Genomic DNA, 10,695 nt, shown 5'->3' on the forward strand with positions numbered 1-10,695 from the left:
GGAGGGGGGGGGGGGCAGACGCCACCGCCCCCCGGGGGCCGCCGGGACCCCCCGGGACGGGGGGGGGGGGGAAGGAGAGGGGATCGCCCCGCGGGTGGGGGGGCCCCCCCCCCTCCGGGAACAGGGGGGGGCCGCCCGCCTCTCCGGCCCGTCCGGGGGCCGCGGCGAGCCGCCGCAGGCACGCCAGCACGTCGGCGGGGGTGGCGTCGGACACGAAGTACGGATAGGGCTTGACGTGCAGGACGATCTCGCCCGCGAGCCCGTGGACGAGGAGATGGTCGGCCAGCACGAGATCGGGCAGCAGTTCGCGCCCGGCGTTGTCGGCGACCAGGCAGATCCTTCCCGGGGCGGCGGCCTCGATCAGCGACCACAGCAGCGGGCGGTCGTCCACCACCAGTTCCGCGGCCTTCTCCCGGTCGCCGGTGAGGGTGACGCCGAAGGACAGGTCCGCCCGGTTGCCCCAGAGCGAGCCGAGCAGCAGCGCGTCGGCCCGCTCGGCCGGGGAGAGCGCGGCGGTGTCGTCGAGCGCCGCCAGCTCACCGTCCACGACCGGGCCGCCGAGCTCGGCCTGCTTCATGGGGCCGAACGGATCGACCCCGCGCCACGGGCCGTCGCCGAAGTATCCGGTGGCGTCGAGCACCTTCCGGTAGAAGTAGCTCTCCCCCCACAGGAACGGCACGTCGGCATAGGGTCGGCCGATCTTGCCGTGCCCCCACTCGGCCCAGGCCGCGGCGTCGTGCGCCGACGGCTCCAGCGGCTCCATGACGTCGCGCACGACCTCGTCGAGGAGCCGGTCGAGCGCGCGCCGCCGGTCCGGCGGGTACGGCAGCGCCTCCGCGACCTGGCGGACGAGCACCGGGTGCCGCTCCCTGAAGACGCTCAGCGCGTAGGAGCCGGGGACGTTCCCCATGATGGGCGGCGGGGTGGGCAGGGCCTCCACCACGGTCTCGTCGCGGGCACCACTCATCCCCGGCGTCCTCCTTCTGCTCGCGGAACGGCACCGCCAGTAAATCGCAGCGGCCGGAGGGCCGAGGGAGGCGGGGCAGAGGGCAGAGGGCAGAGGGCAGAGGGCAGAGGGGCAGGGGGGCAGGGGGGCAGGGGGCAGGGAGCAGGGCGCAGGGGTCAGCCGTCGCCGGTCATGCGGCCGAGACGCTCCATGGCGTCGATGTACTCCTCCACCATCTCGAAGACGACCTGTCCGGCCGGCTTGACCTGGTTCATCGCACCGATGATCTGACCGGCCGGGAACGTGGCCAGCTCGGTCGCGTCCGACCTGCTGATCCGCCGCAGCGCGTCGGAGATCAGCATGAACTGCAGCGGCATCGGCAGCGTGCCGGGCGACTCGGCCGACTCCCACGCGTCGGTCCACTCGTTCTTCAGCAGGCGGGCGGGCTTGCCGGTCCAGCTCCGCGACCTGACCGTGTCGCGGGAGGTGGCCGCGATGATGCGCCGCCGTACGGTCTCGGAGGTGTCGGCCTCCTCCACGGCCAGCCAGATCGAGCCGGTCCACACGCCTTCGGCGCCGAGCGCCATGCCCGCGGCCATCTGGCGGCCCGACCCGATGCCGCCCGCGGCCAGGACCGGCACGTCCACCGCGTCCACCACCTGGGGGATCAGCACCATCGTGGAGATCTCGCCGGTGTGGCCGCCGGCCTCGGTGCCCTGCGCCACGACGACGTCCACGCCGGCCTCGACCTGTTTGATCGCGTGACGGGGCGTGGAGGCGAGCGCGGCCACCTTCACGCCCTTGGCGTGCGCCTGCTCCACGACGTCGGCGGGCGGCGGGCCGAGGGCGTTGGCGAGCAGCGCGATGGGATGCCGGAGCGCGACCTCGACCTGCGGCCGGGCGGTCGCGTCGGTCCAGCCGAGCAGCACCTTGCCGGAGTCGGCGCCGTCGAGCGGCGGCACGCCGTGCCGGGCCAGCAGGTCCTCCACGAAGGCCCGGTGCCCCTGCGGGATCATCCCCTGCAGCCGTGCCACCAGTTCGGCGGGAGTGTCCACGTCGAGGTCCGCGCCCGCGTAGGAGGCGGGCATCACCACGTCCACGCCGTACGGACGGCCGTCCACGTGGTCGTCGATCCACTTCAGCTCGATCTCGAGCTCTTCCGGGGTGAAGTACAGGGCGCCGAGCACGCCCATGCCGCCGGCGCGGCTGACCGCGGCGACGACGTCCCGGCAGTGGCTGAAGGCGAAGATGGGGAACTCGATTCCGAACATGTCGGTGACACGTGTCCGCATGCCTCGAACGTACGACGGCTCCCACCGAACTGCAACGCGTTCTAATAAGCCGCGCGCGACAGGTTCCTACCGGTCGGTAACCATCCGCCGGAGGGCGGGAGAAAGCCCAGGCGAGAACGCGTTCCACACCACGACCGGCACCCCAGTGGCACCAGACGTCACAGCGGTGACGACAGCTCACGGGCCAAAGTCAGATTTCATGACAATGCGGGATTGCGGCCATAACACGGGGGCCGTACCGTCCCCCTATGGATCTGGAGATCCGCCATCTGAGAATCGTGCACGCGGTCGCCGAAGCCGGGAGCGTCACGAAAGCGGCCACCCGGCTCGGCCTCGCCCAACCGTCGCTCACCGCGCAGCTCAAGCGCATCGAGCGATCACTCGGAGGTCCGCTGTTCGAACGCGACCGCAACGGCGCCCGTCCCACTCCTCTCGGCGAGATGGTGCTCGCCCGCGCCCGGGTGCTGCTGCCCGCCGTACGGGACCTCCAGGAGGACGCGGTCAGGTTCGCCAACACCTCCGTCAAGCTGCCCGGCTATCGTCTCGGCGCGACGAACGGGCCCATACTCGGCGGGCTCGTCGAGCGTCTGACCGCCGACCAGCCGGGCATCCCCGTCACCACCCGCACCTCGTGGTCGGCCGGTGAGCTGACCGCGCTCGCGGTGGCGGGCCGGCTCGACTTCGTGCTGCTCGGAACGTGCGGCGACAGCCCGCCACCCCCGGCCGATTCGATGAACTGGACCACGGTCGGCACCGATCCGGTCTTCGTGCTCCTGTCCGAGGAGCACCCCCTCGCGGGAGAGAGGGAACTGGAGCTGTCGAGCCTCGCCGAGGAGCACTGGACGGTCGCCCCCGGCGACGGCTGTTTCGCCGACTGCTTCGCCGCCGCCTGCGCCCGTGCCGGGTTCGTCCCCGAGTCCATCTACGAGACGGATGTCGCGACCTGCCTGCACCTCGTCGGAGTGGGCAAGGCGGTCGCCCTGTGCCAGGCCACCTTCCGGCTCACCGCCGGGCTGGTCATGATGCCGCTGGCCGGTGCGCCGCTGCGCTGGCGGCATCTGCTCGGCTGGCACGCCGACTCGATCGGCGCGCGGGCCGCCGCCCCCGTCGTCGCCGCGCACGCCCGGGCCGCGTACGCCGACGCGGTGCGGCGCAGCGCCCGCTACGCCGACTGGCTCGCCACCAACCCCGAATACGGCGCGGTTCCCTAGCGGAAATCGCGCACCGGCGTATTCCGGCCCGGCGCCTCATCAAGGACGGCGCGCAAAAGGACTATTTCGGAATGCCCCCGCGGGCGTGGTTCGGAGGCGGACAATTTCGGGCCAGCGAATCCTCTCGCGAGGGCGGTTCCATAACTCGGTGATAGGGGCGAACTGATAGATCCACCGGAGAGCGGAGGTCGGTTACGTTGACGGCACCCCCCAGAGACAAGGAGAGCCCCACATGCTCCACAGACGCACCGTACTCGCCGGATGCGCTCTGGCCGTCACGGCCCTCGCCACGGTCGCCACCCCCGCCATGGCCGAGCCGAACGACTCTCCCGCCTCCTCCGCCCTGAAGCCCCCGCCCGCCATGGTGGACGCCATGCAGCGCGACCTCGGGCTCACCCCCGCCCAGATCGACGCCCGCCTGGCCAACGAGGCCAAGGCCATGTCCGCCGACGCCAAGGTCCGTGCCGCGATCGGTGACGCGTACGCCGGATCCTGGGTCTCCGGCACCACCTCCGAGAGCTTCATCGTCGCCACCTCCGACGCCTCGAAGGCCGGTGCGATCCTGTCCGCGGGCGCGCAGCCGAAGATCGTCGGCCGCAGCCTCGCCGCGCTCGAGTCCGCCGAGGCCGCGCTCGACAGGGCCGCGGCCGACGCACCCGCCTCCACGCCCGTCTGGTACGTCGACGTGCGCAGCAACAGCGTCGTCGTGCTGTCGTCCGACACCGCCGAGGCCGAGGCGTTCGTGGCGGCCAGCGGCGCCGACACGTCGGCCGTACGGGTCGAGCAGTCCGACGAGCAGCCGCAGACCTACTACGACGTGCGCGGCGGCGACGCCTACTACATCAACAGCTCGGCCCGGTGCTCGATCGGCTTCTCCGTACGCAAGGGAAGCACGAACGGCTTCGTCAGCGCCGGCCACTGCGGGCGTGCCGGCAACACCACGACCGGCTACAACCAGGTCGCGCAGGGCACCTTCCAGGGCTCCTCGTTCCCCGGCAACGACTACTCGTGGGTCGCGGTCAACAGCAACTGGACGCCCAGGGGCTGGGTCAACAACTACAGCGGCGGCAACGTGGCGGTGAAGGGCTCGACCGCCGCGACCGTCGGTTCGTCGATCTGCCGGTCGGGCTCGACCACCGGCTGGCGCTGCGGCACCGTCCAGCAGCTCAACGCCAGCGTCCGCTACTCCCAGGGCACGGTGAGCGGGCTGACCCGCACCAACGTCTGCGCCGAGCCCGGTGACTCCGGCGGCTCGTTCATCTCGGGCAGCCAGGCCCAGGGCATGACCTCGGGCGGCTCGGGCAACTGCTCCTCCGGCGGCACCACGTACTTCCAGCCGGTCAACGAGGCTCTGTCGGCCTACGGGCTGACGCTCGTCACCGGCTGATCCGGCCGATCACAGGAGGCTCTCCCGCCGGCCCGGCACGGGCTCAGCGGGGGAGCCTCCTCCATATGGGACGGGGAAGCAGCCGCATGACGGCGAACGCGAGCCGCAGCCGCGCGGGCACCCACACGGTCACCTTCCGCGTGTCCAGGGCCTCCACGACGCCGTCCGCGACCTCGGCCGCCGTCACCGACATCGGGGCGGGGGTCATTCCCCGGGTCATCCGGCCGATCACGAATCCCGGCCGGACGACCACGACCCGGGCCCCCGAGCCGTGCAGCGCGTCGGCCAGCCCCTGGGCGAAGCCGTCGAGCCCGGCCTTGGCGGAGCCGTACACGAAGTTGGCCTTCCGCACCCGCACCCCGGCCACCGACGACAGCACGACGAGCGTGCCGTGGCCCTGCTCCCGCAGCCGCCGCGCGGCGGCCAGGCCGATGGAGACGTGGCCGCCGAAGTTGACGGCGACGTCGCAGGCGGCGGCCACCGGGTCGGCGTCGTAGACCGCCTGGCTGCCGAGCACGCCGAACGCCGGGATCACCACGTCGAGGTCGCCCACCGTGGCGGCGGCCTCCTCGATCAGGGCGGCGTGCGTCTCCGGCCGGGCGGCGTCGAAGTCCAGCACGTGGACCTCGGCCCCGAGCCGTTCGAGAACCTCCACCGGCGCGGACGCACCGCGGGCGGCCAGCACGACCCGGCGGGCGCCCCGCCTGACCAGCCGCTCCACGATGGCGAGGCCGATCTCGCTGCGCCCGCCGAGCAGCAGGACGGTGTCGACCGAGCCCAGCGCGTTTCTCACAACCACTCCTCCGGCGGACAATCAGCCACAGAGCCCGGCACAGAACCCGGCAGAGAACTCAGCACAGCCGCAGCCTACGGGCGAGATCGGAGACGAAGACGCCGTCCGGGTCGGCCCGGCGCCGGATCTCCCGCCACTCCCCCAGACGGGGGTAGGTCGCGGCCAGAGTGGCGGCCGACATCCGGGAGTCCTTGGCCAGATAGAGGCGGCCCCCGGCCGCCGCGACCCAGCCGTCGAACTCGGTCAGCATCGCGGCCAGCCCGCTCTGCCCGGCCGGGATGTCCAGGGCCAGCGTCCACCCCGGCATCGGGAACGACAGCATGCCGGGCGTGCCCGCTCCGAACCTCTTCAGCACGGTCAGGAACGACACGACCCCCGCGCCCGACAGCCGCTCGACCACCCGGCGCAGCGTGTCCTCCGCCCCGAGCGGCACCACGAACTGGTATTGCACGAAGCCGCGCGGGCCGTACATCCGGTTCCAGCCGGCCACGCCGTCGAGGGGGTGGAAGAACGGCGCGAGGCCCTGCACGATCCGGCGCGGGGCGGCGGGCGCTTTGCCATACCAGGCGGCGTTGAAGGCCCGCACCGTGGCCCGGTTGAGCAGCCCGCCGGGCGCCCAGGGCGGCGCGGACAGCAGGGGACGCGGCGCGAAGGCGAGCGGGTTGCCCCGCGCGCGGGCGGGCAGGTCGCCGGGCGCGGCGTGGTCGCCGCGGGTGAGCACGCCCCGGCCCATGCGCCCGCCCCGCGCCAGCAGGTCGATCCACGCGACCGTGTAGCGATGCCCGTCGTCGGTCGCGGCCATCGTCTCCAGGGTCTGGTCGAGGTCGCGGGTGCGCTCGACGTCCACCCGCATCCACGCCGTCTCGATCGGCACGCACTGGAAGGTCGCCTCGACGACGACCCCGGTCAGCCCCATGCCGCCCACGGTGGCCCAGAACAGGTCGTCGCCCGGGCCGAGCGTACGGACGCTCCCGTCGGCGGTGAGCAGGCGCAGCGACCGCAGGTGGGCGCCGAAGGACGAGTCGACGTGGTGGTTCTTGCCGTGCACGTCGGCCGCGACGGCCCCGCCGACCGTGACATAGCGGGTGCCGGGGGTCACCGGCACGAACCAGCCGCGTGGGACGAGCGCGGTCATGAGGTCGTGCAGGCTGATCCCCGCCGACGCGGTGACGAGCCCGGTGGAGTCGACGTGCCATGACGGCTGAAGCCCGGTGGAGTTGAGCGCGGTGCAGTCGAGCACGAGCCCGCCCGCGTTCTGCGCGGCGTCGCCGTACGCGCGGCCGAGGCCGCGGGCCACGACGCCGCGCCGGCCCGCCTTCGCCACCAGGTCCGCGGCCTCCTCGGCGGTGCGCGGCCGGGCCACCGTCGCCCGCGTGGGCGCGGTGCGCCCCCATCCCGTCAGCAGGGTCGTCATGCCAGTTGGATACCGCATGCCAGCAGGATCAGCATCAGCGCGAGGAAGACCTGGAGCGGGCGGTCGCGCAGCAGCAGTTCCTCGGGCTCCTCCCCCACCCCGCGGTCGACCAGCAGCGCGTGCCGCAGCACGACCAGCACGAACGGCACGATGCTGAGCGCGCAGAACGCCTTGGCGGGCCCGGTGTGCTCCTGAAGCGCCCACAGGCAGTAGGTGACGATCATCGCCCCCGAGGCCATGACGCGCACGTGGCCGAGGTAGCTCGCGGTGTACGTCTCCAGGGTGGCGCGGGCGACCTGGCCGTCCTGCGGCCCGGCGCGGAGCTCGGCCTCGCGCTTGCCGGCCACCAGCAGCAGCGAGCCGAGCGAGACGACGACCAGGAACCAGCTCGTCACCGGCACCGCCACGGCGACCGCCCCCGCGTACGCGCGCACGACGTGGCAGCCCGCCACCGCGACCAGGTCCACCACGGGCTGGTGCTTGAGCCACAGGGTGTAGGAGAAGGTGAGCGCCAGATAGGCGGCGACGACGGCGGCGAGCGGCCACCCGCCCGCCAGCCCCACGAGCAGACCGGCCGCCAGCAGCACCGCTCCCGCGGCCCGCGCGAGCCGTACGGACACGATCCCGGCCGCGATCGGGCGCAGCCGCTTGCGGGGGTGGCGCCGGTCGGCGACCACGTCGGCCGCGTCGTTGAAGAGGTAGGACCCGGCGGCGGCCAGGCAGAAGGCGGCGAACGCGATGAGCGAGCCGCGCAGCCCCGCCCCCGTGGTGAGCACGCCGGCGGCGGCCGGAGCGGCGAAGACGAGCGCGTTCTTGAGCCACTGCCGGGGGCGGCAGGCCCGCACCAGCCCCGCCACGCGGGAGCGCCGGGAGGACATGCCCGCCGGAGGCGTCGCCACCGCCGGGCCCATCGGCACGTCCATCGGCGGGTTCAGCGCGCTGTCCCGCTTCACGGGGTCGCCCGGCTTCCCGGGTCAGTCCGCGCGGCCCGGCCGCAGCAGCCACACTCCGACGACGGCGAGCGCGAGCCCGAGGATGAGCGACACCAGGGGAAGCGTCGTCTTGATGAGCGTGATCTGGGCCAGGTTGTCGCGGGCCGTTTTGACGAGCTCGCCGACGGTCTCCGGCGTGAACGAGGCGGTGGCGATGAGGGCGGGCATGCGCTCGACGCCGTCGGCCGTCTTCAGCACCTCGTGGCGCTGCTGCTCCTGCTTGACCGGGACGCCGGTGGTCGGCTCGACCCAGAAGGTGATCACGCCGTCGTAGACGCGGTCGACCTGGATGTCGCCGGTCCCCTTCATGCCGAGCACGGAGGCGGGCGCGCTGAGCTGCTCGACGGGCGTCGGCGGGATCTTCTGCACGAACCGGTAGACCGGCAGGCCGTTGATCGTGTCCTCGCCGTCGAACGTCGCGTCGTACGCCTTGCGGGTGTCGGTGTTGAACACCTGATAGGTCTTCTTCTCGACGCCGAACGGGAACAGGAAGATCTGGCCCTGCAACTGCACCGGCTCCGCGCCGGAACCGCTGTTCACGCTCGTGCCGCAGCAGGTGACGCCCTGGCCGTTGTATTTGTTGAACGCGCTGCGGAACTGCGTCATGGAGATCTGCGGATTGTTGTTGGTGACGTCGTTGGCGTTGGTGAACTGGTCCCATACGACGTGGTCGTCCTTGGCCTCCTTGACGTCGCCCCTGGTCGTGACCGTGATGTCGAGGGTGCCGGTGACGACCTTCAGGTCGCGCATGCTGAAGTAGCGGGCGTTTTCGGCGGTCAGCCGCGTGACGCTGTATTGGTTCGCCGGTGCCTGCACGAGTTTGTCCGCGACCTGGAATCTCAGCAGCGGCGCGAGAACGACAAGGAACGCCCCGAGTCCTACGAGGACCACTCCCAATCCGCGGCGCATCGCTCCTCCTGGGGCAGGCCAGTTGCTACCTATTTGTCCTGAAACACGTTCCTATTTCGCTGTATGTTAGACGGGGCAGTGACCAACGTCACGAGGGATGCGGAAAAGTGACCGAAACAGGTTCTAGCTCGACGGCGACTCGTGACATGTTACCGGCCGGTTCGCAACCTGTTCGTGACACACCGGTGCTTTCCGGTCAGGCGCCCACCGGACATGTGGACGCCCTCGACGGCGTGCGGGCGCTCGCGGCCATCGCCGTCCTCGTGTTCCACGTCGCGATCGAGTCGGCGGCGGCGTTGCATGACAACTTCTTCAGCAGCCTGCTCGCCCGGGGCGACGTCGCGGTGCCGATCTTCTTCGCGCTGTCCGGGCTGCTTCTTTATCGGCCCTACGCGCGCGCCGCGCTGCTCGGGGAGCGTCCCCCGAGCGCCCGGGTCTACCTGGTCAAGCGTGCCCTGCGCATCCTCCCGGCGTACTGGCTGGTCGTGGTCGTGGCCATGACGCTGTGGGCCGGGCCGCACCTCGGCGACGTGAAGACGTGGCTGCAACTGCTGCTGCTCGGCCAGACCTACGAGATCCACCCCTGGTGGTTCGGCCTCGGGCCGCGCGGGCTCGCCCAGATGTGGAGCCTGTGCGTCGAGGCCGCGTTCTATGTGCTGCTGCCGCTGGTCGCCGCCGCGCTGGCGGCGTACGCGCGGCGCGGCGGCCCCGACCTCGGCAGGCGCGCCCGGCGGCTGCTGACCGGCGTCGCCGTGCTCGCCGGGTCGTCGTTCGCGTGGGCGCTGCTCACCTATTTCCCCGCCTATCGGCCCTACCTGAACACCTGGCTGCCCCGGGCGTGGGTGTTCTTCGCGGTCGGCATGGCGCTGGCCGTCGTCTCCGAGTGGGCCCGGCAGGAGGAGAACGGGCACGAAACCGGCGAGGACGGCCCGGCGCACCGGTTCGTCCGGGCGGTGGGCGCGTCGGCGGGCTCGTTCCTGCTCGTCGCCGCCCTCGCGTACGCCGTGGCGGCCTCGCCGCTGACCGGCACGCGCTTCAGCGGTGTGGACGGCGTCTGGGCCGACCTGTCGGAGCTGGCCCTGTATGCCACCGTGGCGGCCGGGCTGGTGACCCCGGCCGCGCTGCTGCCCGCCGGGGGCTCGCCGTACGGACGCTTCCTGGGCAGCCGGGTGATGCGCTTCCTCGGCCGGGTGTCCTACGGGGTGTTCCTGTGGCAGTTCGTGGCCCTCTATCTCTGGTACGACTTCACCGAGCAGCAGCCGTGGAGCGGAAACTTCGCCGGCAACCTCGTCGTGGTCGGCGCGTTCACGCTGCTGCTCGCCACGCTCACCCATCGCTACGTCGAGGAGCCGGCGAGGCGCCTCGCCCTCCGGGCGACCTCTTCACTGAAGGGGACGCGGAAGGGGACGCGGCAGGAGACGCAGACGGCGACGCAGACGGCGACGCAGACGGCGACGGAGACCTCTTCACAGAAGCAGACGGCGAGGGCGACGGGGACGGAGAGGGCGGCGTCGCCGCGGCCGTAGGGGCGGGCGCGCCGGGCACGGGGTCGCCGTAGGCGAAGCCCTTGAGGCACACCGCCGCCGGGTCGTCCAGCCGGATCAGCAGCCCCTTGCCGACGGCCGTGACCGGGAACCGCACCAGCGCGCCGCCGGATCCGGTGGCGTGGAACCGCAACCGCCCCCGCTGCCCGCTCATCTCGTAGCCGCCGGTGCCGTCCCGCTTGGCGGTGTAGGCCAGCCCGGCGATCG

Annotated in this window: 9 protein-coding genes; 3 read left to right on the top strand and 6 right to left on the bottom strand. The window is 72.3% G+C overall.

Annotated features, from left to right (window positions below; translation table 11 throughout):
• The coding region (locus tag FLX08_RS31880; protein ID WP_142623976.1) for an ARMT1-like domain-containing protein at positions 1-967 on the bottom strand (967 nt) is incomplete at its 3' end.
• Between the two features lie 155 nt (positions 968-1,122).
• The gene (locus FLX08_RS31885; protein WP_142623977.1) at positions 1,123-2,238 is read right to left on the bottom strand and encodes an NAD(P)H-dependent flavin oxidoreductase; all 1,116 of its coding nucleotides are present in this window, start codon (positions 2,236-2,238) and stop codon (positions 1,123-1,125) included.
• Between the two features lie 248 nt (positions 2,239-2,486).
• On the opposite strand from FLX08_RS31885, the gene FLX08_RS31890 reads away from it, so the two are divergent.
• A complete protein-coding gene (locus FLX08_RS31890; RefSeq protein WP_142623978.1) occupies positions 2,487-3,449 on the top strand; it encodes a LysR family transcriptional regulator in 963 nt (320 codons plus the stop codon).
• Positions 3,450-3,681: 232 nt separating this feature from the next.
• Positions 3,682-4,836 carry a S1 family peptidase gene (locus FLX08_RS31895; protein ID WP_142623979.1) on the top strand — a complete coding sequence of 385 codons (1,155 nt, stop codon included), beginning with the start codon at positions 3,682-3,684 and terminating at the stop codon, positions 4,834-4,836.
• A 43-nt stretch (positions 4,837-4,879) separates the two neighbouring features.
• Here FLX08_RS31895 and dprE2 read toward each other — a convergent pair whose 3' ends face one another.
• The 4 genes from dprE2 to pgfA all read right to left on the bottom strand — a co-directional run bounded on the left by dprE2 (position 4,880) and on the right by pgfA (position 8,944).
• On the bottom strand, positions 4,880-5,629 hold the full coding sequence (gene dprE2, locus FLX08_RS31900; protein ID WP_142623980.1) for a decaprenylphospho-beta-D-erythro-pentofuranosid-2-ulose 2-reductase: 750 nt from the start codon (positions 5,627-5,629) through the stop codon (positions 4,880-4,882).
• A gap of 58 nt (positions 5,630-5,687) precedes the next feature.
• A complete protein-coding gene (dprE1, locus tag FLX08_RS31905) occupies positions 5,688-7,043 on the bottom strand; it encodes a decaprenylphosphoryl-beta-D-ribose oxidase (protein ID WP_142623981.1) in 1,356 nt (451 codons plus the stop codon).
• Complete coding sequence (locus FLX08_RS31910) at positions 7,040-7,954, bottom strand: decaprenyl-phosphate phosphoribosyltransferase (protein WP_425280655.1); 915 nt, start codon at positions 7,952-7,954, stop codon at positions 7,040-7,042. Before FLX08_RS31910 ends, dprE1 begins: the two co-directional genes overlap by 4 nt.
• A 63-nt stretch (positions 7,955-8,017) precedes the next feature.
• Positions 8,018-8,944: a cell envelope lipid trafficking protein PgfA gene (gene pgfA / locus FLX08_RS31915; protein WP_142623982.1), complete on the bottom strand. Its 927-nt coding sequence runs from the start codon at positions 8,942-8,944 to the stop codon at positions 8,018-8,020.
• A 215-nt stretch (positions 8,945-9,159) separates the two neighbouring features.
• On the opposite strand from pgfA, the gene FLX08_RS31920 reads away from it, so the two are divergent.
• Positions 9,160-10,470: an acyltransferase family protein gene (locus tag FLX08_RS31920; RefSeq protein ID WP_244313058.1), complete on the top strand. Its 1,311-nt coding sequence runs from the start codon at positions 9,160-9,162 to the stop codon at positions 10,468-10,470.
• Positions 10,471-10,695 lie beyond the last annotated feature (225 nt).

The organism is Microbispora hainanensis, assembly GCF_006874475.1.
Taxonomy (GTDB): Bacteria; Actinomycetota; Actinomycetes; order Streptosporangiales; family Streptosporangiaceae; genus Microbispora; species Microbispora hainanensis.

What these genes read in the sequence shown, in the direction of transcription:
- FLX08_RS31885 (WP_142623977.1), bottom strand. Translation starts at nt 2,238, where the DNA reads ATGCGGACACGTGTCACCGACATGTTCGGAATCGAGTTCCCCATCTTC.
- FLX08_RS31890 (WP_142623978.1), top strand. Translation starts at nt 2,487, where the DNA reads ATGGATCTGGAGATCCGCCATCTGAGAATCGTGCACGCGGTCGCCGAA.
- FLX08_RS31895 (WP_142623979.1), top strand. Translation starts at nt 3,682, where the DNA reads ATGCTCCACAGACGCACCGTACTCGCCGGATGCGCTCTGGCCGTCACG.
- dprE1 (WP_142623981.1), bottom strand. Translation starts at nt 7,043, where the DNA reads ATGACGACCCTGCTGACGGGATGGGGGCGCACCGCGCCCACGCGGGCG.
- FLX08_RS31910 (WP_425280655.1), bottom strand. Translation starts at nt 7,954, where the DNA reads ATGGGCCCGGCGGTGGCGACGCCTCCGGCGGGCATGTCCTCCCGGCGC.
- pgfA (WP_142623982.1), bottom strand. Translation starts at nt 8,944, where the DNA reads ATGCGCCGCGGATTGGGAGTGGTCCTCGTAGGACTCGGGGCGTTCCTT.